The sequence below is a fragment of the Salmonella sp. SSDFZ54 genome (genome assembly GCF_004010735.1).
GTDB lineage: Bacteria > Pseudomonadota > Gammaproteobacteria > Enterobacterales > Enterobacteriaceae > Salmonella > Salmonella enterica.
Genome location: NZ_CP034819.1, coordinates 1,446,009 through 1,468,057 on the forward strand (window position 1 = coordinate 1,446,009; position 22,049 = coordinate 1,468,057).

Sequence of the window (22,049 nt, forward strand, 5' to 3'; positions counted from 1 at the left end):
CGTACATGGCAAACTTTTTTATTAGACGTCCTATTTTCGCCTGGGTTCTGGCCATTATCCTGATGATGGCTGGCGCACTGGCAATAATGCAACTTCCCGTTGCGCAGTATCCAACCATTGCGCCGCCAGCGGTTTCTATTTCTGCAACCTATCCTGGCGCGGATGCGCAGACGGTACAGGATACGGTCACTCAGGTTATCGAACAAAATATGAACGGTATCGATAACCTGATGTATATGTCCTCTACCAGCGACTCTGCTGGTAGCGTGACCATCACCCTGACCTTCCAGTCCGGAACCGATCCGGATATCGCGCAGGTTCAGGTGCAAAATAAATTGCAGCTCGCCACGCCTTTACTGCCGCAAGAAGTCCAGCAGCAGGGGATTAGCGTTGAAAAGTCCAGCAGCAGCTTTTTGATGGTCGCCGGGTTCGTCTCGGATAATCCGAACACTACCCAGGACGACATCTCTGACTATGTCGCCTCTAACATTAAGGATTCTATCAGCCGTCTGAATGGTGTGGGCGACGTTCAGCTCTTTGGCGCACAGTACGCCATGCGTATCTGGCTGGATGCGAATCTGCTAAATAAATACCAACTCACGCCAGTTGACGTCATCAACCAGTTAAAAGTACAGAACGACCAGATTGCGGCAGGCCAACTGGGCGGTACGCCAGCATTACCGGGCCAGCAGCTTAACGCCTCAATCATCGCCCAAACGCGTCTGAAAGATCCGCAAGAGTTCGGCAAAGTTACGTTGCGCGTCAATACCGACGGCTCTGTCGTCCATCTCAAAGATGTCGCGCGTATTGAGCTTGGCGGTGAAAACTATAACGTTGTAGCGCGCATTAACGGTAAACCGGCCTCCGGTCTAGGTATTAAACTGGCGACCGGCGCTAACGCGCTGGATACCGCAACCGCAATCAAAGCGAAACTGACAGAACTGCAGCCTTTCTTCCCTCAGGGAATGAAGGTGGTTTATCCTTATGACACAACGCCCTTCGTAAAAATATCTATCCACGAAGTGGTAAAAACGCTGTTTGAAGCGATTATTCTGGTGTTCCTGGTAATGTATCTGTTCTTACAGAATATCCGGGCAACCCTGATTCCTACCATCGCTGTTCCTGTCGTGTTGCTAGGCACTTTTGCGGTGCTCGCCGCCTTTGGCTATTCCATCAATACCCTGACGATGTTCGGCATGGTACTGGCGATAGGGCTGTTGGTTGATGATGCGATAGTGGTCGTAGAAAACGTTGAACGTGTAATGATGGAGGATAACCTTTCTCCCCGAGAGGCGACGGAAAAATCCATGTCGCAGATTCAGGGAGCGCTGGTTGGTATCGCGATGGTACTGTCTGCGGTATTTATCCCGATGGCCTTTTTTGGCGGCTCGACCGGGGCAATTTATCGCCAGTTCTCTATTACTATTGTTTCAGCAATGGCGCTATCCGTTCTGGTTGCGTTGATTCTGACGCCAGCGCTGTGCGCTACGCTGCTTAAACCCGTATCTGCTGAACATCACGAGAAAAAAAGCGGCTTCTTTGGCTGGTTCAATACCAGGTTTGACCACAGCGTTAACCACTATACTAACAGCGTAAGCGGTATCGTGCGTAATACGGGTCGCTATCTCATTATCTATCTACTTATTGTAGTCGGAATGGCGGTTCTGTTTTTACGCCTCCCGACCTCCTTCCTGCCGGAAGAAGATCAGGGGGTATTCCTGACCATGATTCAGCTCCCCTCTGGCGCTACGCAAGAACGTACGCAGAAAGTGCTGGATCAAGTCACTCATTACTACCTGAATAATGAAAAAGCGAACGTCGAAAGCGTGTTTACCGTAAACGGCTTTAGCTTTAGCGGTCAGGGACAAAACTCAGGGATGGCATTTGTCAGCCTTAAACCCTGGGAAGAGCGTAACGGTGAAGAAAATAGCGTCGAAGCCGTTATCGCCAGAGCGACACGCGCCTTCAGCCAGATTCGCGACGGGTTGGTGTTCCCTTTCAACATGCCAGCAATTGTCGAGTTAGGTACCGCGACAGGTTTCGACTTTGAACTGATTGATCAGGGAGGACTCGGTCACGATGCGTTAACAAAAGCGCGTAATCAACTCCTGGGTATGGTCGCGAAGCATCCTGACCTATTAGTGCGCGTACGCCCGAACGGGCTGGAAGACACGCCACAGTTCAAGCTGGATGTCGATCAAGAAAAAGCGCAGGCGCTCGGTGTTTCGCTGTCTGATATCAACGAAACCATCTCCGCGGCGTTGGGCGGCTATTACGTTAACGACTTTATCGATCGCGGACGAGTGAAAAAAGTATACGTTCAGGCTGACGCTCAGTTCCGTATGCTGCCGGGAGATATCAACAATCTTTATGTTCGCAGCGCTAATGGCGAGATGGTGCCCTTCTCTACCTTTAGCTCAGCACGGTGGATTTATGGTTCGCCACGCCTGGAACGCTATAACGGGATGCCGTCAATGGAACTGCTCGGTGAAGCAGCGCCCGGACGAAGTACCGGTGAAGCCATGTCGTTAATGGAAAACCTGGCTTCACAGCTGCCAAACGGTATTGGCTATGACTGGACAGGTATGTCGTATCAGGAACGGTTGTCAGGTAACCAGGCGCCGGCGCTGTACGCAATCTCACTCATTGTCGTTTTCCTCTGCCTTGCCGCTCTGTATGAAAGCTGGTCAATTCCGTTCTCGGTAATGCTGGTCGTACCGCTCGGCGTGGTTGGCGCTCTGCTTGCAGCGTCATTGCGCGGTCTGAACAATGACGTTTACTTCCAGGTTGGCTTGTTAACCACTATTGGCCTTTCTGCTAAAAACGCCATCCTGATTGTCGAGTTCGCCAAAGATCTCATGGAAAAAGAAGGACGTGGATTGATTGAAGCGACGCTGGAAGCATCCCGTATGCGTTTACGTCCTATTCTAATGACCTCGCTGGCCTTTATTCTCGGGGTAATGCCGTTAGTTATCAGTCGTGGCGCAGGTAGTGGGGCACAGAACGCAGTAGGCACAGGGGTTATGGGGGGAATGTTAACCGCAACCTTATTAGCTATCTTCTTCGTGCCAGTATTCTTCGTTGTTGTAAAACGCCGATTTAATCGCCATCATGATTAACCGGTAAACAGAGGCGTCTTCGGACGCCTTTTTAAACGGTACGTCTTTATCTCCGCTATTCCCCCTCTCCGCTTACCTCTGCATTCTCCATAGTTTTTACAATTCACATGAATTGAGATGATTCCTCATGTCGGCCATTTTTTCTGTGGTGGTAAAATAACTCTCGTTTTCGCAGCGGTTAGAGCCAGCATTTACGTTGCTGTACTTCGCGAAACGCTGATTAATGAGGTAACACCATGAAAAGACTAATTCCAGTTGCATTGCTTACCACCTTATTGGCAGGTTGTGCACATGATTCTCCCTGCGTACCGGTTTATGACGATCAAGGGCGGCTGGTTCATACCAATACATGTATGAAAGGTACAACGCAGGATAACTGGGAGACAGCAGGCGCTATTGCTGGCGGCGCTGCGGCGGTAGCAGGGTTGACGATGGGTATCATTGCGCTTTCTAAATGATACATGCAGGCGCGGCAATGCCGCGCTTTCAGTAATAATATAAAGGTCGTAAGGATACTCAGCGACGTAATCTGTTCAGCCTATCCCCCGAAAGTTAACACGATAAAACGCTCTCTTTTCTTACTCGCCCATCCCGATGGTATTTATTCTATTCCTTGTCCGATGCAGACAAAATTGTAGCTTGATAGCATCGTAAGCCGCATTACAAACACGCTTTATACAGTAAGACTTAGAGCGTGGTCATTAGGCGTAAATTATTACAGACAGTCTGGATATAAACCGGAGCATACACGTAATACATGAGGATTTTGAGCACTGCCCCAGGGCCAAACTGGCAAATAAAATAGCCTAATGGGCCAGATTCTTAGTCCTCAGCGAATATCTCTATTGCTTATTAGAGGCGTAAGTAAAAGCCGTTTGTACATCTACTTCAGCACGGTTCACATTCGATGGTTCAGGCGGATATATGGCGGAAAATCACGTTGACTAAAACGGTTTTTATCCACTCTACGAAGATGTTTAAAACGCGTCGGCGCCATTAACCGATAACTTTTTCCATAGAGAGATAAATGCAAAAAGGCCCAATCTTTCGATTGAGCCTTTTGCTTTATTTGATGTCTGGCAGTTTATGGCGGGCGTCCTGCCCGCCACCCTCCGTGCCGTTGCTGCGCAACGTTCAAATCCGCTCCCGGCGGATTTCTCCTCCTCAGGAGAGTGCCCACCGACAAACAACAGATAAAACAAAAGGCCCAGTCTTTCGACTGAGCCTTTTGTTTTATTTGATGTCTGGCAGTTCCCTACTCTCGCATGGGGAGACCCCACACTACCATCGGCGCTACGGCGTTTCACTTCTGAGTTCGGCATGGGGTCAGGTGGGACCACCGCGCTACTGCCGCCAGACAAATTCTTTTTCAAATGCCGAACTTTAACCGTATTAAGTGGTGCTGATACCCAGAGTCGAACTGGGGACCTCACCCTTACCAAGGGTGCGCTCTACCAACTGAGCCATATCAGCACACTAAATTTGATGCCTGGCAGTTCCCTACTCTCGCATGGGGAGACCCCACACTACCATCGGCGCTACGGCGTTTCACTTCTGAGTTCGGCATGGGGTCAGGTGGGACCACCGCGCTACGGCCGCCAGGCAAATTCTGTTGCCGGAAACGAATCTTTTACACCGATGCTGCGTTGGCTGCATTCGCAAAGTCAGTCACATACTTCTGTATGCTCCTTCCTTTCCTTCATTTGCCGCCTTGCCTCAGCGTAAAATCTTTCGTTCCCGAAAATCCGGAATCACTGCTGAAAATCGTCTCTCAACCGCCAAAACATCTTCGGCGTTGTAAGGTTAAGCCTCACGGTTCATTAGTACCGGTTAGCTCAACGCATCGCTGCGCTTACACACCCGGCCTATCAACGTCGTCGTCTTCAACGTTCCTTCAGGAGACTCTAAGTCTCAGGGAGAACTCATCTCGGGGCAAGTTTCGTGCTTAGATGCTTTCAGCACTTATCTCTTCCGCATTTAGCTACCGGGCAGTGCCATTGGCATGACAACCCGAACACCAGTGATGCGTCCACTCCGGTCCTCTCGTACTAGGAGCAGCCCCCCTCAGTTCTCCAGCGCCCACGGCAGATAGGGACCGAACTGTCTCACGACGTTCTAAACCCAGCTCGCGTACCACTTTAAATGGCGAACAGCCATACCCTTGGGACCTACTTCAGCCCCAGGATGTGATGAGCCGACATCGAGGTGCCAAACACCGCCGTCGATATGAACTCTTGGGCGGTATCAGCCTGTTATCCCCGGAGTACCTTTTATCCGTTGAGCGATGGCCCTTCCATTCAGAACCACCGGATCACTATGACCTGCTTTCGCACCTGCTCGCGCCGTCACGCTCGCAGTCAAGCTGGCTTATGCCATTGCACTAACCTCCTGATGTCCGACCAGGATTAGCCAACCTTCGTGCTCCTCCGTTACTCTTTAGGAGGAGACCGCCCCAGTCAAACTACCCACCAGACACTGTCTGCAACCCGGATTACGGGTCCACGTTAGAACATCAAACATTAAAGGGTGGTATTTCAAGGTCGGCTCCATGCAGACTGGCGTCCACACTTCAAAGCCTCCCACCTATCCTACACATCAAGGCTCAATGTTCAGTGTCAAGCTATAGTAAAGGTTCACGGGGTCTTTCCGTCTTGCCGCGGGTACACTGCATCTTCACAGCGAGTTCAATTTCACTGAGTCTCGGGTGGAGACAGCCTGGCCATCATTACGCCATTCGTGCAGGTCGGAACTTACCCGACAAGGAATTTCGCTACCTTAGGACCGTTATAGTTACGGCCGCCGTTTACCGGGGCTTCGATCAGGAGCTTCGCTTGCGCTGACCCCATCAATTAACCTTCCGGCACCGGGCAGGCGTCACACCGTATACGTCCACTTTCGTGTTTGCACAGTGCTGTGTTTTTAATAAACAGTTGCAGCCAGCTGGTATCTTCGACTGACTTCAGCTCCATGAGTAAATCACTTCACCTACGTGTCAGCGTGCCTTCTCCCGAAGTTACGGCACCATTTTGCCTAGTTCCTTCACCCGAGTTCTCTCAAGCGCCTTGGTATTCTCTACCTGACCACCTGTGTCGGTTTGGGGTACGATTTGATGTTACCTGATGCTTAGAGGCTTTTCCTGGAAGCAGGGCATTTGTTGCTTCAGCACCGTAGTGCCTCGTCATCACGCCTCAGCCTTGATTTTCCGGATTTGCCTGGAAAACCAGCCTACACGCTTAAACCGGGACAACCGTCGCCCGGCCAACATAGCCTTCTCCGTCCCCCCTTCGCAGTAACACCAAGTACGGGAATATTAACCCGTTTCCCATCGACTACGCCTTTCGGCCTCGCCTTAGGGGTCGACTCACCCTGCCCCGATTAACGTTGGACAGGAACCCTTGGTCTTCCGGCGAGCGGGCTTTTCACCCGCTTTATCGTTACTTATGTCAGCATTCGCACTTCTGATACCTCCAGCATGCCTCACGACACACCTTCACAGGCTTACAGAACGCTCCCCTACCCAACAACACACAGTGTCGCTGCCGCAGCTTCGGTGCATGGTTTAGCCCCGTTACATCTTCCGCGCAGGCCGACTCGACCAGTGAGCTATTACGCTTTCTTTAAATGATGGCTGCTTCTAAGCCAACATCCTGGCTGTCTGGGCCTTCCCACATCGTTTCCCACTTAACCATGACTTTGGGACCTTAGCTGGCGGTCTGGGTTGTTTCCCTCTTCACGACGGACGTTAGCACCCGCCGTGTGTCTCCCGTGATAACATTCTCCGGTATTCGCAGTTTGCATCGGGTTGGTAAGCCGGGATGGCCCCCTAGCCGAAACAGTGCTCTACCCCCGGAGATGAATTCACGAGGCGCTACCTAAATAGCTTTCGGGGAGAACCAGCTATCTCCCGGTTTGATTGGCCTTTCACCCCCAGCCACAGGTCATCCGCTAATTTTTCAACATTAGTCGGTTCGGTCCTCCAGTTAGTGTTACCCAACCTTCAACCTGCCCATGGCTAGATCACCGGGTTTCGGGTCTATACCCTGCAACTTAACGCCCAATTAAGACTCGGTTTCCCTACGGCTCCCCTATACGGTTAACCTTGCTACAGAATATAAGTCGCTGACCCATTATACAAAAGGTACGCAGTCACACAGGTAAACCTGTGCTCCCACTGCTTGTACGTACACGGTTTCAGGTTCTTTTTCACTCCCCTCGCCGGGGTTCTTTTCGCCTTTCCCTCACGGTACTGGTTCACTATCGGTCAGTCAGGAGTATTTAGCCTTGGAGGATGGTCCCCCCATATTCAGACAGGATACCACGTGTCCCGCCCTACTCATCGAGCTCACAGCATATGCGCTTTTGTGTACGGGGCTGTCACCCTGTATCGCGCGCCTTTCCAGACGCTTCCACTAACACACATGCTGATTCAGGCTCTGGGCTCCTCCCCGTTCGCTCGCCGCTACTGGGGGAATCTCGGTTGATTTCTTTTCCTCGGGGTACTTAGATGTTTCAGTTCCCCCGGTTCGCCTCATTAACCTATGGATTCAGTTAATGATAGTGTGACGAATCACACTGGGTTTCCCCATTCGGGTATCGCCGGTTATAACGGTTCATATCACCTTACCGGCGCTTATCGCAGATTAGCACGCCCTTCATCGCCTCTGACTGCCAGGGCATCCACCGTGTACGCTTAGTCGCTTAACCTCACAACCCGAAGATGTTTCTTACGATTCATCATCGTGTTGCGAAAATTTGAGAGACTCACGAACAACTTTCGTTGTTCTGTGTTTCAATTTTCAGCTTGATCCAGATTTTTAAAGAGCAAATATCTCAAACGTGACTCGTAAGTCAGTTTTGAGATATTAAGGCAGGTGACTTTCACTCACAAACCAGCAAGTGGCGTCCCCTGGAGGTTTGACCTCATCAGTTTGAACGCTGGCGTCCCCTAGGGGATTCGAACCCCTGTTACCGCCGTGAAAGGGCGGTGTCCTGGGCCTCTAGACGAAGGGGACGTATCAGTCTGCTTCGCAAGACGCCTTGCTATTTACTTTTCATCAGACAATCTGTGTGAGCACTGCAAAGTACGCTTCTTTCAGGTAAGGAGGTGATCCAACCGCAGGTTCCCCTACGGTTACCTTGTTACGACTTCACCCCAGTCATGAATCACAAAGTGGTAAGCGCCCTCCCGAAGGTTAAGCTACCTACTTCTTTTGCAACCCACTCCCATGGTGTGACGGGCGGTGTGTACAAGGCCCGGGAACGTATTCACCGTGGCATTCTGATCCACGATTACTAGCGATTCCGACTTCATGGAGTCGAGTTGCAGACTCCAATCCGGACTACGACGCACTTTATGAGGTCCGCTTGCTCTCGCGAGGTCGCTTCTCTTTGTATGCGCCATTGTAGCACGTGTGTAGCCCTGGTCGTAAGGGCCATGATGACTTGACGTCATCCCCACCTTCCTCCAGTTTATCACTGGCAGTCTCCTTTGAGTTCCCGACCTAATCGCTGGCAACAAAGGATAAGGGTTGCGCTCGTTGCGGGACTTAACCCAACATTTCACAACACGAGCTGACGACAGCCATGCAGCACCTGTCTCACAGTTCCCGAAGGCACCAATCCATCTCTGGAAAGTTCTGTGGATGTCAAGACCAGGTAAGGTTCTTCGCGTTGCATCGAATTAAACCACATGCTCCACCGCTTGTGCGGGCCCCCGTCAATTCATTTGAGTTTTAACCTTGCGGCCGTACTCCCCAGGCGGTCTACTTAACGCGTTAGCTCCGGAAGCCACGCCTCAAGGGCACAACCTCCAAGTAGACATCGTTTACGGCGTGGACTACCAGGGTATCTAATCCTGTTTGCTCCCCACGCTTTCGCACCTGAGCGTCAGTCTTTGTCCAGGGGGCCGCCTTCGCCACCGGTATTCCTCCAGATCTCTACGCATTTCACCGCTACACCTGGAATTCTACCCCCCTCTACAAGACTCAAGCCTGCCAGTTTCGAATGCAGTTCCCAGGTTGAGCCCGGGGATTTCACATCCGACTTGACAGACCGCCTGCGTGCGCTTTACGCCCAGTAATTCCGATTAACGCTTGCACCCTCCGTATTACCGCGGCTGCTGGCACGGAGTTAGCCGGTGCTTCTTCTGCGGGTAACGTCAATTGCTGTGGTTATTAACCACAACACCTTCCTCCCCGCTGAAAGTACTTTACAACCCGAAGGCCTTCTTCATACACGCGGCATGGCTGCATCAGGCTTGCGCCCATTGTGCAATATTCCCCACTGCTGCCTCCCGTAGGAGTCTGGACCGTGTCTCAGTTCCAGTGTGGCTGGTCATCCTCTCAGACCAGCTAGGGATCGTCGCCTTGGTGAGCCGTTACCTCACCAACAAGCTAATCCCATCTGGGCACATCTGATGGCAAGAGGCCCGAAGGTCCCCCTCTTTGGTCTTGCGACGTTATGCGGTATTAGCCACCGTTTCCAGTAGTTATCCCCCTCCATCAGGCAGTTTCCCAGACATTACTCACCCGTCCGCCACTCGTCAGCAAAGCAGCAAGCTGCTTCCTGTTACCGTTCGACTTGCATGTGTTAGGCCTGCCGCCAGCGTTCAATCTGAGCCATGATCAAACTCTTCAATTTAAAAGTTTGATGCTCAAAGAATTAAACTTCGTAATGAATTACGTGTTCACTCTTGAGACTTGGTATTCATTTTTCGTCTTGCGACGTCAAGAATCCGTATCTTCGAGTGCCCACACAGATTGTCTGATAAATTGTTAAAGAGCAGGTGCGACGCGGCTTTCAGCTCACCGTCGCGAGGTGGCGTATATTACGCTTTCCTCTTTCAGAGTCAACCCTGAATTTCAGGATTTTTCTCTTCAACCGACCGGCTGTTTGTGTGAAGTGATTCACATCCGCCGTGTCGATGGAGGCGCATTATAGGGATCCCATTTTTTTGCACAAGCGTTTTTTGGATCTTTTTTTCTGTTTGTTGATTTTTCATCCCTTTCGCTCCATTCCTGCGCAAAGTGGCGATTTTTTGATGCTATCTCCCCTTGCACAACGCCGTTAAAGCAACCAAAGTCTTCATGACTATTCATTTATGATGAGGTAGACATGTCTGACACATTACGTCCTTATAAGGATCTTTTTCCTGAAATCGGTCAGCGCGTGATGATCGATACCAGCAGCGTGGTTATTGGTGATGTCCGTCTGGCGGATGATATCGGGATCTGGCCGCTTGTGGTGATTCGCGGCGATGTGAATTACGTTGCGATAGGGGCTCGTACGAACATTCAGGATGGCAGCGTTCTTCACGTAACCCACAAGTCTCCATCCAATCCACACGGCAACCCATTAATCATTGGCGAAGATGTTACCGTTGGCCATAAAGTTATGCTGCACGGCTGTACCATCGGTAACCGCGTACTGGTCGGTATGGGCTCCATTGTGCTGGATGGCGCGATAATAGAAGATGACGTAATGATTGGTGCGGGAAGCCTGGTGCCGCAGCACAAACGGCTGGAAAGCGGCTATTTATATCTTGGCAGTCCGGTAAAACAGATCCGCCCCCTGAGCGATGCTGAGAGATCGGGCCTGCAGTACTCCGCCAATAACTATGTAAAATGGAAAGACGACTATCTTTCTCAGGATAACCATATCCAACCGTGATCGTCTTCCTGCTGGGCCAGGATTAATGCTTCAGCCTCTTCTTCCAGGTCCCAGCGATACTCACGAAAAATGGCCAGCCATTGCTCCGCTGTTTCTCCACCAAAGCGATACGCTAGTACATCTTTTTTTATTGCACACGTGAGTTGCATCCCATTAACCAGGGCGGGAAAGATGACAGCGCTGGCAGCAGTATCCCATTCTTCGCGGTCAGGAAATTGTATGGCCTGGTTCACGCTAATAATTCCTGCTGTAGCAGCTCAATCACTGGCTCGACCTGCGGTAATACACCGTGCCAAAGCAAAACGGCATGTGCAGCCTGCCCCACCAGCATTCCCAGCCCATCTGCGTAACGTTTCGCGCCCTGTTGTACACACCAGGAGAGAAATGGCGTATTCCCTTTTTGATAGAACATGTCATAGCAACAGAGGGAAGGGTGAATAAGTGACGCTGGTATCGCCGGGATTTCGCCGCGTATGCCGCTGGAGGTCGCATTAATAATCAGGTCAAACTCACAACCATCCAGCTTGTCCATATCCATGGCATGAACGCTGCCGGTATGAGCAAAGATTTTCGCCAACGCTTCGGCACGTGAAGCTGTACGGTTAGTGATAGTGACCGCGCAATCCAAAGAAAGCAGAGGTAACAGCACGCCCCGGGATGCGCCGCCCGCGCCAATCAGCAAAATACGCCATCCTGGGCGGATAAAATTTAAACGTTTGAGATCGCTTAATAAACCGATACCGTCAGTATTGTCGCCAAGCAAACGACCATCTTCCAGCCGTTTTAATGTATTGACGGCTCCCGCCAGCGATGCTCGTTCCGTTAACTCATCCGAACGCGCAAACGCCTCCTCTTTAAAAGGTACTGTAATGTTTGCGCCTTTTCCCCCTGCCGCGAAAAAGGCATCAAGCGTATTAATGAAATTATTAATGGGGGCCAGCACGCGACCATAGGGGTGAACAATATCTAGCTGCTGAGCAAATTGCTGATGAATAAATGGCGATTTGCTGTGCGCAATCGGATTTCCAAAAACAGCATAGGTTTCCATCATATTACCCCTGTCGAAACAGTTCGCCCGTCAGAGCATCGCGAATTTCTGAAGGATTTAAACGCCCACCCGTTGCGCCTTCAACCACCGGAAAATCATCGCCAAATTGCGCACGCACCTCTTCAACGGTACGGCATGGCGGTAATCCGCTCAGATTGGCGCTGGTGGAAACCAGCGGTTTGCCATACGCATTGCATAGCGCGACCACCAGCGGGTGGTTGGTAACACGAACGGCCAGGGAATCAAAACGTCCCGTGAGCCACCGCGGCGTTGTCGCGGGCGCAGGAAAAACAAACGTTACCGGCCCGGGCCAGCAATCAAATACTGCTTTACGCTGTGCGGCGGTAAGTATGCTGTCATCAATATAAGGTTTTAACTGCTCAAAGCTGGCGGCAATCAAAATGAGTCCCTTATCGACGGGCCGTTGTTTTAACGCCAACAGGCGCGTAACGGCTGTTTCACTATCGGGATCGCAGCCGACGCCGAAAACGGCTTCTGTTGGATAAGCGATGACATTTTCTTTATTCAGGAGATCTACCGCCGCGGCGATAGATCCTGTTGGCAGGTTATTATTCACTTGTTTATTCCACCGGAACCGGCTTTCCACATTGTTTACTGGCGCAAAAGCGCTTCACGCCCTGCGCGGTTTTCTTTTCGATGAGTAGCGGATAATGGCACTCGGGGCATTCCCCCGCAACCGGTGTGAAGTTAATGACGAACTGACATTCCGGGTAGCGATCGCAGGAATGAAAGATTTTACCGTAACGAGAACGGCGCTGGACCAAATGTCCTTGCTGGCAGGCTGGACAGGCTATCGCCGTTTCATCCGGTTTATCAATAACCACTGTATGTTCACATTGCGGATACTGACTGCATCCGATGAACATACCAAAGCGCCCCTGACGCAGCACCAGTACGGCGCCACACTCAGGACACAGTTGCCCCTCTAGAATTTTAACGATATGCCCGTCCGCCTGACTTTTCAGCGGACGAACGTAATCGCATTCCGGATAGCGAGAACAGCCGAGAAACGGACCATGTTTCCCGGAACGAATTACCAGTTCGGCCCCGCACTGCGGGCAGGGCTCATTTTTACGCACCGAAAACAGTGCTGATTTAGCCATATTCACTCATGCAGCATTAACACCTATCAATGCAGCATACCTTCATTTACCTCAAAGAGTAATTCTTCCATTTGCTGATAGGCGTTTTCACAGCCCGGAATGTTGAATAACACCATCAAAATAACCCATTTCAAGTCTTCCAGGTCAAACTCTGCGGTATCCAGCGCCAGCACACGCTCAATCACCATTTCTCGTGTTTCGAGGTTTAGCACCTGAATCTGCTCAAGGAATAACAGAAACCCCCGGCAACTGGCATCAAGCCTTTCACACTCTTCAACCGTATAAATGCGCATTGAAAGAGGGTCGGAAGCAAGTTGCATGGGTTCCGCGAGGCCATCCTGATAGTCAGCGAGTTTTTCCAGCCACAGCAGCGCATTGTAGATGTCCTCGCGATCAAACCCAGCGTCGGTGAGATCACGCTCCAGTCTGTCCTGATCCACGCGCAGCTCGGCTTCGTTATGGATGTATGTTTCAAACAAATACATTAGTACGTCGAACATGGCTTGCCCTCCTTAATCGGACATAGCCGCCGGGTACAGCTGCGATCCATCCTGCTAACTCCAGTTCGAGTAGCTGAGCCACTACCGCTGGCACAGGTTGGCCGGCACGTTCAGCGACGACGTCAACAGGTGTTACCTCATCTCCTACGTTAGCCAGGAGCTCAGGAAATGGCAATGCCGCCTCATCCTGATTTAGTGAATAAAGTGAATTTTCCGCCGTAGTTGGCAACCAGTGTAAGCCGTATTGCAAATTTTCCAGAATATCCTCCGGCGTCGTCACAAGCGTGGCCCCTTGTTTAATTAACCAGTGTGTGCCTTCGCTTCCCGGACTACCGATAGGACCTGGTAATGCAAAAACGTCCCGCCCCTGTTCAAGCGCGCAGCGCGCCGTCACCAACGAACCGCTGCGCAACGCCGCCTCAATCACCAGCACGCCTTTGCTCAGTCCGCTGATGATACGGTTTCTGCGAGGAAAATGTTGCGGTAGCGGAGGCGTTGAAAGCGGAAATTCTGAGACCACTGCGCCGCCGGTGGCAATCAAGTTTTCAGCCAGCATGGCATGTCGGCGAGGATAAATCTTTGCCAAGCCATTCCCTAACACCGCTACACTTTTTCCCCCCATACTCACCGCGGCGTTGTGTGCTACGCCATCAATTCCCCGGGCAAGGCCGCTGGTGATCGTCAAACCGCTTTTCGCAAGGCTTTCGCAAAGCAGACGTCCCCAGCGTTCTCCATACCAGGAGTGGCTCCGGCTCCCTACGACGGCAAGTTGGCAGGTATGCAGACAGGCAGGATCGCCGTCAATAAAAATAGCGCCGGGATAATCGTCAATAGCACGCAGTTGGGGAGGATAAATCTCACTATCCGCACACAGAAAATGGTGCTGCGGTAGTTCAAGCCAGCGTAATGTCTCATCAAGCACACCTGCTGGAAGCTGTAAAAAACGTTCAGCTTGTCGCGCGGTAAGACCAGCCTCCTGAAGGTGCGTGCGATTTATCTGAGGCTGGCGAATAAGCGAGTTCGCCATGTTCAACATCGCCTCGCCATAAAGGTCGCCGACGTACATTAAACGTAACCAAATTTCGGTACGGGCCATCCTTTCCCTCCCCTGCCACAAGCAGTCTGAACAATCTTTGCGATTGGTCACTGATGCTGTCAATCAGGTGGGGATTTGTCTAGAATAGAGGTAATAATCTTTTCAACTCCTGAACACAACTCTGGATAATTATGTCAGTTTTGCAAGTGTTACATATTCCGGACGAGCGCCTTCGCAAAGTCGCAAAGCCGGTTGAAGAAGTGAATGCAGAAATTCAGCGTATCGTCGATGATATGTTCGAAACGATGTACGCGGAAGAAGGTATCGGTCTGGCCGCAACGCAGGTCGATATCCACCAGCGGATCATCGTGATTGACGTTTCGGAAAACCGCGACGAGCGCCTGGTACTCATTAATCCGGAATTGCTGGAGAAAAGTGGCGAAACGGGTATAGAAGAAGGCTGTCTGTCGATTCCGGAACAGCGCGCTTTAGTGCCGCGCGCCGAGAAAGTGAAAATCCGCGCGCTGGATCGCGACGGCAACCCGTTTGAGCTTGAAGCGGATGGTTTGCTGGCAATTTGCATTCAGCATGAGATGGATCATCTGGTCGGTAAACTGTTTATCGATTATTTGTCGCCGCTGAAGCAACAACGTATTCGTCAGAAAGTAGAAAAACTCGACCGCCTGAACGCCCGAGCTTAAAGGACAAGAACCAACGTGTCAGATTCACTACGTATTATTTTTGCGGGTACACCTGACTTTGCAGCGCGTCATCTCGACGCGCTGTTAACTTCTGGACATAACGTTGTCGGCGTATTTACCCAACCCGATCGTCCAGCAGGTCGCGGCAAAAAGTTGATGCCCAGCCCGGTAAAAGTGCTGGCGGAAGAAAAAGGCCTGCCCGTTTTCCAGCCCGTGTCGCTTCGTCCTCAGGAAAACCAGCATCTGGTTGCTGACTTACATGCCGACGTCATGGTTGTCGTAGCATATGGTCTGATTCTCCCAAAGGCAGTGCTGGATATGCCCCGTCTCGGATGTATCAACGTTCACGGTTCTCTGCTTCCACGCTGGCGCGGCGCGGCGCCTATTCAGCGCTCACTCTGGGCAGGCGATGCGGAAACCGGCGTCACAATTATGCAGATGGATGTAGGGCTGGATACCGGCGACATGCTGTATAAACTTGCGTGCCCGATTACCGCAGAAGATACCAGTGGCTCACTGTATAATAAGTTGGCTGAACTTGGCCCGCAGGGGTTAATTACCACACTAAAACAACTGGCGGACGGCACAGCGACGCCTGAAGCGCAGAATGAAGCGCTGGTCACTCATGCGGAAAAGCTCAGTAAAGAAGAAGCGCGTATTGACTGGTCTCTCTCCGCAGCACAGCTGGAGCGTTGCATTCGCGCCTTTAATCCGTGGCCAATGAGCTGGCTGGAAATCGACGGTCAGCCGGTAAAAGTCTGGCAGGCGTCCGTCATTGAGGACGCCACGCAGTCGCTGCCGGGAACTATTCTGGCCGCGACGAAACAGGGCATTCAGGTTGCAACAGGCAAGGGGATATTAAATTTGCTTTCGCTTCAGCCTGCCGGCAAAAAAGCGATGAGCGCCCAGGATCTGTTAAATTCACGCCGGGAATGGTTTATTCCTGGTAACCGTCTTGCCTGACGGTCACGTCTTTATAAGCCCGGTGTTACCGGGCATTTTTATTTTATACATATGAAAAAACAAAACAATTTACGTAGTCTGGCGGCACAGGCCGTTGAACAGGTCGTCGAGCAGGGACAATCATTAAGTAATGTGCTCCCGCCGCTGCAACAAAAAGTCGCCGATAAAGACAAAGCGCTACTTCAGGAGCTGTGCTTTGGCGTCCTGCGCACCCTTTCACAGCTGGAATGGCTGATCAATAAGCTGATGTCTCGTCCAATGACCGGCAAGCAGCGTACAGTGCATTACTTAATTATGGTCGGCTTTTATCAGTTGCTGTACACCCGCGTTCCTCCCCATGCGGCGCTGGCTGAAACCGTTGAAGGCGCGGTCTCCATCAAACGTCCGCAGTTGAAAGGGTTAATTAACGGCGTCCTGCGCCAGTTCCAGCGCCAGCAGGAAACGTTGCTTAATGAGTTTGCGACCAGCGATGCGCGCTTTTTACATCCAGGTTGGCTGGTAAAGCGTTTGCAAAATGCTTACCCCACACAGTGGCAACGCATTATTGAAGCGAATAACCAGCGTCCACCGATGTGGCTACGTGTAAATCGTACACACCACACCCGCGACGGTTGGCTTGGCTTACTTGAAGACGCAGGCATGAAGGGATATCCCCATCCCGATTATCCCGACGCTGTACGTCTGGAAACGCCAGCTCCGGTACATGCTTTACCCGGTTTTGCTGAGGGTTGGGTAACTGTCCAGGATGTCTCTGCGCAGGGATGTGCGGTTTTTCTCGCTCCTCAGAACGGTGAGCACATTTTAGACTTGTGCGCCGCGCCCGGCGGTAAAACCACGCATATTCTCGAAGTGGCCCCCGAAGCAGACGTGGTGGCGGTTGATATTGATGAACAACGACTCTCCCGCGTTTACGACAACCTAAAGCGTCTTGGGATGAAAGCGACAGTTAAACAAGGGGATGGACGTTATCCCGCCCAATGGTGCGGCGAGCAGCAGTTTGACCGTATTCTGCTGGATGCGCCCTGCTCCGCAACCGGCGTCATTCGCCGTCATCCAGATATCAAATGGCTGCGTCGCGATCGCGATATCGCGGAACTGGCGCAATTACAGGCGGAAATTCTTGATGCCGTCTGGCCGCGCCTGAAGCCCGGCGGGACGCTGGTTTACGCCACCTGTTCCGTACTGCCGGAAGAAAACCGCGATCAGATCAAAACCTTTTTGCAACGCACTCCCGATGCCGCGCTCAGCGAAACGGGAACACCTGATCAGCCAGGACAGCAAAATCTGCCGGGCGGCGAAGAAGGTGATGGGTTCTTTTACGCTAAGCTAATCAAGAAGTGATGAGATAACGGGCCACGACTGATGAAAATTATCATACTGGGCGCAGGGCAAGTTGGCGGAACACTGGCGGAAAACCTGGTCGGCGAAAACAACGACATCACGGTGGTTGATACCAACGGCGAACGGTTACGCAGTTTGCAAGATAAGTTCGATCTACGCGTAGTTCAGGGGCATGGTTCGCATCCCCGCGTGTTGCGCGAAGCGGGCGCTGACGATGCGGATATGCTGGTCGCTGTCACCAGTTCAGATGAAACTAATATGGTTGCCTGCCAGGTAGCCTATTCACTCTTCAACACTCCAAACCGTATCGCCCGCATTCGCTCCCCGGACTATGTTCGCGATGCGGATAAACTCTTTCATTCTGAAGCGGTTCCGATTGATCATCTGATCGCGCCGGAGCAGTTGGTTATCGATAATATTTATCGTCTGATCGAGTATCCGGGAGCATTACAGGTTGTAAACTTTGCTGAAGGGAAAGTCAGTCTGGCAGTAGTAAAAGCCTACTATGGCGGTCCACTAATAGGTAACGCGCTCTCGACAATGCGAGAACATATGCCGCATATCGATACCCGCGTTGCCGCAATTTTCCGTCATGACAGACCAATCCGTCCTCAGGGCTCGACTATCGTGGAAGCAGGGGATGAAGTCTTCTTTATTGCGGCTTCACAGCATATCCGTGCAGTAATGAGCGAATTACAGCGTCTGGAAAAACCCTACAAGCGCATCATGCTGGTGGGCGGCGGCAATATCGGCGCCGGGCTGGCAAGGCGTCTGGAAAAAGACTATAGCGTTAAATTGATCGAACGCGATCAACAACGCGCCGCAGAATTGGCTGAGAAACTGCAAAACACGATCGTCTTTTTTGGCGACGCCTCCGATCAGGAATTGCTGGCGGAGGAGCATATTGATCAGGTCGATCTCTTTATCGCGGTCACTAACGATGATGAAGCCAATATCATGTCCGCGATGTTGGCTAAGCGGATGGGCGCCAAAAAAGTGATGGTGTTGATTCAGCGTCGAGCTTATGTCGATCTTGTGCAGGGTAGCGTTATAGATATTGCGATTTCTCCGCAGCAGGCCACCATCTCTGCATTACTGAGCCATGTGCGTAAAGCGGATATCGTCGGCGTTTCCTCACTACGTCGCGGAGTTGCCGAAGCCATCGAAGCCGTCGCGCACGGCGATGAAAGCACTTCCCGCGTGGTTGGCCGCGTCATTGACGAAATTAAACTGCCCCCAGGCACCATTATTGGCGCGGTCGTTCGCGGTAATGATGTCATGATTGCTAATGACAATTTGCGCATTGAACAAGGCGATCACGTCATTATGTTTTTGACCGATAAAAAGTTTATTACCGACGTCGAACGTCTGTTCCAGCCAAGTCCTTTCTTCCTCTAATTTAAGGGGCGCTCATTCAGCGCCCTTTTTAATTCCCTTTATTTATCAAGGTTTAATTTATTTCGCTAAACAGAAGCCGTAAATGGAAAATGCCTTAGCATTTGTTAAACTTATAACGTCAGCTGCATAGGGAGAATAAAAATGAGTTTTATTAAAGAATTTCGCGAATTCGCGATGCGCGGGAATGTTGTGGATTTGGCAGTGGGTGTCATTATTGGCGCGGCATTCGGTAAGATTGTTTCTTCACTGGTTGCCGATATCATTATGCCGCCGTTGGGATTGTTAATCGGCGGGATCGACTTTAAACAATTTGCTTTTACGTTACGCGAAGCGCAGGGAGATATTCCGGCGGTCGTCATGCATTACGGCGTGTTTATCCAGAACGTATTTGATTTTGTGATTGTGGCCTTTGCTATCTTTGTTGCCATTAAGCTTATCAACAGACTCAACCGTAAAAAAGCAGAAGAGCCGGCAGCTCCGCCAGCGCCTTCTAAAGAGGAAGTGTTATTGGGCGAAATCCGCGATCTGCTGAAAGAACAAAATAACCGTTCTTAATAAGCAGAAGGCCAGTGGTAAAAAAGTCACTTACTTTCTTGCCACTGGCCTCCCAGTTCCCTCGATTACCGTGTTTACCTTTACGCAGATAACTTCCTTTGCCTTTCTTATTTTTTTCAACGCGTTGCCTGAAAAGGGGATCGTGCAGTAATGCCTCGATGGCATTGTCCTTTATCTGCCCTTTCTTATGTTGATAACGACTCATAATGTCTCCCGATTGTATAAATTAACGGCGCGAGTGTAGCCCCGCCGGTTCAATAAATCAACATCCTGATTTCGCCCCACTGGCCCCCTGCTCCAGGGCTTCCAGAATGGAACAATAGACGCTACTGTGGGCCGTTCCGCAACAAGCATCATTAAGCCTTTGTAACGAACGCTGCATCGTTTGCAGTTCCGCAATCCTGGCTTCAACCTCCTGCAATCGCTCTTGCACAATACTTTTTGACTCCTGACAGGTATGGTGCTCAGGATCAATTCGGATCGATAAAAGCTCGCGGATCGAGTCGAGCGTGAAACCCAACTGTCGCGCATAACGAATAAACTTGAGACGCTGAAGATCGTTTTCGGTATACAGACGAAATCCGCCTTCAGTACGTACCTCATGATCCATCATCTGCTGTTTTTCATAGTAGCGAATGGTATCAGGCGTTACGTCTGCCAGCTTTGCCAGCTCACCAATGCGATACATACAAGCTCCGTTAATTATCGTTGATTTTATGCAGCAGTTTTTCTGCATACTCACCGTGTAAAAAGTCGGTACTCAACCCAGCCTGCCGAAGTTTTAGTTCAAGCAGCGAGAGCTGGCGACTAACCTGATGGTATCGAGGGTCATCTTCCCGGATACTGTTGAGGATATCAAGTAACTGAATAGCGTCTCTGCGCTGCTCCAGTTCAGGGGGAAGACAGCCCGCATTCTTGAGTAAGCGATAACCCGCACGAAGTTCCGCCGGCACATGAGAGTCATCGTCCAGAATAAGCGGCTCGCCGCGGCCAGGCAGATTATCAAACTCGCCTTTACGCTGTGCCTCGATAATATGACGCTCTGCCCACTGGTCAAGTAACCACATACGTCGCTCCAGGGATTGAACGAAAAGAATACAATTATTGTAGATATGTGGGGTTCAGGAGGGTATAAAAAAACCCGCCGAAGCGGGTTTTTTTACGTTACTACAGATTACTCTGCAGCAGCTTCTGTTTTCTCTGAACGATCAACCAGCTCGATGTATGCCATCGGCGCGTTGTCGCCTGCACGGAAGCCACACTTCAGAATGCGAGTGTAACCACCGGCGCGGCTCGCGAAACGCGGGCCCAGCTCGTTAAACAGTTTTGCCACGATCTCGTTATCACGAGTACGGGCGAATGCCAGACGACGATTAGCAACGCTATCAGTCTTGGCAAGAGTAATCAGCGGCTCAACTACGCGACGCAGCTCTTTCGCTTTAGGCAGGGTCGTCTTGATGATTTCATGACGAACCAGTGAACCTGCCATGTTGCGGAACATAGCCTGGCGATGGCTGCTGTTGCGGTTCAGTTGACGACCACTCTTACGATGGCGCATGACCTTATCCTTCTCAGTAAAACCTTAACCTGTGATCCGGTTACTCGTCAGCGATGCTTGCCGGTGGCCAGTTTTCCAGGCGCATACCCAGAGACAGTCCACGGGAAGCCAGCACGTCTTTAATCTCGGTAAGAGATTTTTTACCCAGGTTAGGCGTCTTAAGAAGCTCAACCTCGGTACGCTGTACCAGATCACCGATATAGTGGATAGCTTCTGCCTTGAGGCAGTTAGCAGAGCGGACAGTCAATTCCAGATCGTCAACAGGGCGCAGCAGGATCGGATCGAATTCTGGTTTCTCTTCTTTCACTTCCGGTTGACGTACATCACGTAAATCAACGAAAGCTTCCAGTTGTTCAGCCAGGATGGTTGCCGCACGACGAATCGCCTCTTCAGGATCGATTGTGCCGTTGGTTTCCATTTCGATGACCAGCTTGTCCAGGTCGGTACGCTGTTCTACACGCGCTGCTTCAACATTGTAGGCAATACGCTCTACAGGGCTGTAGCAGGCGTCGACCAGCAGACGGCCGATTGGGCGCTCATCTTCTTCCGAATGAATTCGGGTAGAAGCCGGCACATAACCACGACCGCGCTGAACTTTGATACGCATACTAATAGACGCGTTTTCATCGGTCAGGTGGCAGATCACGTGCTGCGGCTTGACGATTTCGACATCCCCATCATGGGTGATATCGGCTGCAGTCACAGGGCCAATGCCAGATTTATTCAAGGTAAGAATAACTTCATCTTTACCCTGAACTCTCACCGCCAGCCCTTTCAGGTTGAGCAGGATTTCCAGGATGTCTTCCTGAACGCCTTCTTTGGTGCTGTACTCATGTAGTACACCATCAATCTCAACCTCGGTCACCGCGCAACCCGGCATCGATGAGAGCAGAATACGGCGCAGTGCGTTACCCAGAGTATGGCCGAAGCCACGCTCTAAAGGCTCAAGGGTCACCTTGGCGTGCGTCGAACTCACTTGCTCGATATCTACCAGGCGCGGTTTTAGAAACTCTGTCACAGAACCCTGCATTGTGTCCT

The 22,049-nt window shown here is 51.2% G+C and carries 20 protein-coding genes, 2 tRNA genes and 4 rRNA genes; 8 read left to right on the plus strand and 18 right to left on the minus strand.

Annotation, left to right across the window (positions count from 1 at the left end; all coding sequences use genetic code 11):
• The first annotated feature begins 5 nt into the window (after nucleotides 1-5).
• Together EOS97_RS07310 and EOS97_RS07315 are read left to right on the plus strand one after the other, a co-directional pair.
• The gene (locus EOS97_RS07310; protein ID WP_001273292.1) at nucleotides 6-3,119 is read left to right on the plus strand and encodes an efflux RND transporter permease subunit; all 3,114 of its coding nucleotides are present in this window, start codon (nucleotides 6-8) and stop codon (nucleotides 3,117-3,119) included.
• Nucleotides 3,120-3,355: 236 nt separating this feature from the next.
• Entirely contained in the window at nucleotides 3,356-3,577 is a 222-nt protein-coding gene (locus tag EOS97_RS07315) for a membrane protein (RefSeq protein ID WP_000825645.1), read from the plus strand.
• Nucleotides 3,578-4,361: 784 nt separating this feature from the next.
• On the opposite strand, the gene rrf (EOS97_RS07320) is transcribed toward EOS97_RS07315, so the two are convergent.
• The 7 genes from rrf (EOS97_RS07320) to EOS97_RS26760 all read right to left on the minus strand — a co-directional run bounded on the left by rrf (EOS97_RS07320) (nucleotide 4,362) and on the right by EOS97_RS26760 (nucleotide 10,119).
• Nucleotides 4,362-4,477: ribosomal RNA gene (gene rrf / locus EOS97_RS07320) — 5S ribosomal RNA — on the minus strand.
• Between the two features lie 39 nt (nucleotides 4,478-4,516).
• Nucleotides 4,517-4,592, minus strand: a tRNA-Thr gene (locus EOS97_RS07325).
• Between the two features lie 14 nt (nucleotides 4,593-4,606).
• Nucleotides 4,607-4,722: ribosomal RNA gene (rrf, locus tag EOS97_RS07330) — 5S ribosomal RNA — on the minus strand.
• 196 nt (nucleotides 4,723-4,918) lie between these two features.
• Nucleotides 4,919-7,823, minus strand: a 23S ribosomal RNA gene (locus EOS97_RS07340).
• A gap of 232 nt (nucleotides 7,824-8,055) precedes the next feature.
• Nucleotides 8,056-8,131 (minus strand) — tRNA-Glu (locus EOS97_RS07345).
• Nucleotides 8,132-8,216: 85 nt separating this feature from the next.
• Nucleotides 8,217-9,758, minus strand: a 16S ribosomal RNA gene (locus EOS97_RS07350).
• The 16S, 23S and 5S rRNA genes sit together here with 2 tRNA genes alongside, the layout of an rRNA operon.
• Nucleotides 9,759-9,966: 208 nt before the next feature.
• Nucleotides 9,967-10,119 carry a hypothetical protein gene (locus EOS97_RS26760; protein WP_000795911.1) on the minus strand — a complete coding sequence of 51 codons (153 nt, stop codon included), beginning with the start codon at nucleotides 10,117-10,119 and terminating at the stop codon, nucleotides 9,967-9,969.
• Nucleotides 10,120-10,232: 113 nt separating this feature from the next.
• Here EOS97_RS26760 and EOS97_RS07355 point away from each other — a divergent pair, with 113 nt between their 5' ends.
• Nucleotides 10,233-10,787 (plus strand): gamma carbonic anhydrase family protein, encoded by a 555-nt coding sequence (locus EOS97_RS07355; protein ID WP_001285628.1) that lies wholly within the window; start codon nucleotides 10,233-10,235, stop codon nucleotides 10,785-10,787.
• Here the strand turns inward: EOS97_RS07355 and EOS97_RS07360 are convergent.
• Genes EOS97_RS07360 through dprA form a run of 6 tightly spaced genes read right to left on the minus strand, consistent with a single transcriptional unit; the run spans nucleotide 10,763 to nucleotide 14,555 of the window.
• Nucleotides 10,763-11,020 carry a DUF1488 domain-containing protein gene (locus EOS97_RS07360; protein ID WP_001070575.1) on the minus strand — a complete coding sequence of 86 codons (258 nt, stop codon included), beginning with the start codon at nucleotides 11,018-11,020 and terminating at the stop codon, nucleotides 10,763-10,765. The two genes, EOS97_RS07355 and EOS97_RS07360, sit on opposite strands and share 25 nt — an antisense overlap.
• Nucleotides 11,017-11,835 (minus strand): shikimate dehydrogenase, encoded by an 819-nt coding sequence (gene aroE, locus EOS97_RS07365; RefSeq protein WP_000451202.1) that lies wholly within the window; start codon nucleotides 11,833-11,835, stop codon nucleotides 11,017-11,019. Before aroE ends, EOS97_RS07360 begins: the two co-directional genes overlap by 4 nt.
• Nucleotides 11,836-11,839: 4 nt before the next feature.
• Nucleotides 11,840-12,412 carry an L-threonylcarbamoyladenylate synthase type 1 TsaC gene (gene tsaC, locus EOS97_RS07370; RefSeq protein ID WP_001063613.1) on the minus strand — a complete coding sequence of 191 codons (573 nt, stop codon included), beginning with the start codon at nucleotides 12,410-12,412 and terminating at the stop codon, nucleotides 11,840-11,842.
• Nucleotides 12,413-12,416: 4 nt separating this feature from the next.
• Nucleotides 12,417-12,959: a type I DNA topoisomerase gene (locus EOS97_RS07375; protein WP_001129708.1), complete on the minus strand. Its 543-nt coding sequence runs from the start codon at nucleotides 12,957-12,959 to the stop codon at nucleotides 12,417-12,419.
• Nucleotides 12,960-12,985: 26 nt separating this feature from the next.
• On the minus strand, nucleotides 12,986-13,459 hold the full coding sequence (gene smg, locus EOS97_RS07380; RefSeq protein WP_000460663.1) for a DUF494 family protein Smg: 474 nt from the start codon (nucleotides 13,457-13,459) through the stop codon (nucleotides 12,986-12,988).
• Nucleotides 13,431-14,555, minus strand: coding sequence for a DNA-protecting protein DprA (gene dprA, locus EOS97_RS07385; protein WP_000124529.1), 1,125 nt, complete (start codon nucleotides 14,553-14,555; stop codon nucleotides 13,431-13,433). The genes smg and dprA overlap by 29 nt, the downstream gene beginning before the upstream one ends.
• Nucleotides 14,556-14,686: 131 nt before the next feature.
• On the opposite strand from dprA, the gene def reads away from it, so the two are divergent.
• The 5 genes from def (at nucleotide 14,687) to mscL (ending at nucleotide 19,453) form a co-directional block, all read left to right on the plus strand.
• A complete protein-coding gene (gene def, locus EOS97_RS07390) occupies nucleotides 14,687-15,196 on the plus strand; it encodes a peptide deformylase (protein WP_000114987.1) in 510 nt (169 codons plus the stop codon).
• A gap of 15 nt (nucleotides 15,197-15,211) precedes the next feature.
• Nucleotides 15,212-16,159 (plus strand): methionyl-tRNA formyltransferase, encoded by a 948-nt coding sequence (gene fmt / locus EOS97_RS07395; RefSeq protein ID WP_001285165.1) that lies wholly within the window; start codon nucleotides 15,212-15,214, stop codon nucleotides 16,157-16,159.
• Between the two features lie 51 nt (nucleotides 16,160-16,210).
• The gene (rsmB, locus tag EOS97_RS07400) at nucleotides 16,211-17,500 is read left to right on the plus strand and encodes a 16S rRNA (cytosine(967)-C(5))-methyltransferase RsmB (protein WP_000744616.1); all 1,290 of its coding nucleotides are present in this window, start codon (nucleotides 16,211-16,213) and stop codon (nucleotides 17,498-17,500) included.
• Nucleotides 17,501-17,521: 21 nt separating this feature from the next.
• Nucleotides 17,522-18,898 carry a Trk system potassium transporter TrkA gene (gene trkA, locus EOS97_RS07405; RefSeq protein WP_000691374.1) on the plus strand — a complete coding sequence of 459 codons (1,377 nt, stop codon included), beginning with the start codon at nucleotides 17,522-17,524 and terminating at the stop codon, nucleotides 18,896-18,898.
• Nucleotides 18,899-19,039: 141 nt separating this feature from the next.
• On the plus strand, nucleotides 19,040-19,453 hold the full coding sequence (mscL, locus tag EOS97_RS07410; RefSeq protein ID WP_000008119.1) for a large-conductance mechanosensitive channel protein MscL: 414 nt from the start codon (nucleotides 19,040-19,042) through the stop codon (nucleotides 19,451-19,453).
• Here mscL and EOS97_RS07415 read toward each other — a convergent pair.
• The 5 genes from EOS97_RS07415 to rpoA all read right to left on the minus strand — a co-directional run bounded on the left by EOS97_RS07415 (nucleotide 19,389) and on the right by rpoA (nucleotide 22,041).
• A complete protein-coding gene (locus EOS97_RS07415; protein WP_001543084.1) occupies nucleotides 19,389-19,658 on the minus strand; it encodes an alternative ribosome-rescue factor A in 270 nt (89 codons plus the stop codon). The two genes, mscL and EOS97_RS07415, sit on opposite strands and share 65 nt — an antisense overlap.
• Nucleotides 19,659-19,715: 57 nt before the next feature.
• On the minus strand, nucleotides 19,716-20,141 hold the full coding sequence (gene zntR, locus EOS97_RS07420; protein WP_000285585.1) for a Zn(2+)-responsive transcriptional regulator: 426 nt from the start codon (nucleotides 20,139-20,141) through the stop codon (nucleotides 19,716-19,718).
• Nucleotides 20,142-20,151: 10 nt separating this feature from the next.
• Nucleotides 20,152-20,520: a DUF1992 domain-containing protein gene (locus EOS97_RS07425; protein ID WP_000266515.1), complete on the minus strand. Its 369-nt coding sequence runs from the start codon at nucleotides 20,518-20,520 to the stop codon at nucleotides 20,152-20,154.
• Nucleotides 20,521-20,627: 107 nt separating this feature from the next.
• A complete protein-coding gene (gene rplQ, locus EOS97_RS07430) occupies nucleotides 20,628-21,011 on the minus strand; it encodes a 50S ribosomal protein L17 (protein WP_001216370.1) in 384 nt (127 codons plus the stop codon).
• A gap of 40 nt (nucleotides 21,012-21,051) precedes the next feature.
• A complete protein-coding gene (gene rpoA, locus EOS97_RS07435) occupies nucleotides 21,052-22,041 on the minus strand; it encodes a DNA-directed RNA polymerase subunit alpha (RefSeq protein WP_001162094.1) in 990 nt (329 codons plus the stop codon).
• Between the last annotated feature and the right edge of the window lie 8 nt (nucleotides 22,042-22,049).

Coding starts and splice junctions, on each gene's coding strand:
- zntR (WP_000285585.1), bottom strand. CDS start 20,141: ATGTATCGCATTGGTGAGCTGGCAAAGCTGGCAGACGTAACGCCTGAT.
- aroE (WP_000451202.1), bottom strand. CDS start 11,835: ATGGAAACCTATGCTGTTTTTGGAAATCCGATTGCGCACAGCAAATCG.
- dprA (WP_000124529.1), bottom strand. CDS start 14,555: ATGGCCCGTACCGAAATTTGGTTACGTTTAATGTACGTCGGCGACCTT.
- mscL (WP_000008119.1), top strand. CDS start 19,040: ATGAGTTTTATTAAAGAATTTCGCGAATTCGCGATGCGCGGGAATGTT.
- trkA (WP_000691374.1), top strand. CDS start 17,522: ATGAAAATTATCATACTGGGCGCAGGGCAAGTTGGCGGAACACTGGCG.
- EOS97_RS26760 (WP_000795911.1), bottom strand. CDS start 10,119: ATGAAAAATCAACAAACAGAAAAAAAGATCCAAAAAACGCTTGTGCAA.
- EOS97_RS07415 (WP_001543084.1), bottom strand. CDS start 19,658: ATGAGTCGTTATCAACATAAGAAAGGGCAGATAAAGGACAATGCCATC.
- rplQ (WP_001216370.1), bottom strand. CDS start 21,011: ATGCGCCATCGTAAGAGTGGTCGTCAACTGAACCGCAACAGCAGCCAT.
- rpoA (WP_001162094.1), bottom strand. CDS start 22,041: ATGCAGGGTTCTGTGACAGAGTTTCTAAAACCGCGCCTGGTAGATATC.
- EOS97_RS07425 (WP_000266515.1), bottom strand. CDS start 20,520: ATGTGGTTACTTGACCAGTGGGCAGAGCGTCATATTATCGAGGCACAG.
- EOS97_RS07355 (WP_001285628.1), top strand. CDS start 10,233: ATGTCTGACACATTACGTCCTTATAAGGATCTTTTTCCTGAAATCGGT.
- EOS97_RS07315 (WP_000825645.1), top strand. CDS start 3,356: ATGAAAAGACTAATTCCAGTTGCATTGCTTACCACCTTATTGGCAGGT.
- def (WP_000114987.1), top strand. CDS start 14,687: ATGTCAGTTTTGCAAGTGTTACATATTCCGGACGAGCGCCTTCGCAAA.
- EOS97_RS07375 (WP_001129708.1), bottom strand. CDS start 12,959: ATGGCTAAATCAGCACTGTTTTCGGTGCGTAAAAATGAGCCCTGCCCG.
- smg (WP_000460663.1), bottom strand. CDS start 13,459: ATGTTCGACGTACTAATGTATTTGTTTGAAACATACATCCATAACGAA.
- rsmB (WP_000744616.1), top strand. CDS start 16,211: ATGAAAAAACAAAACAATTTACGTAGTCTGGCGGCACAGGCCGTTGAA.
- EOS97_RS07310 (WP_001273292.1), top strand. CDS start 6: ATGGCAAACTTTTTTATTAGACGTCCTATTTTCGCCTGGGTTCTGGCC.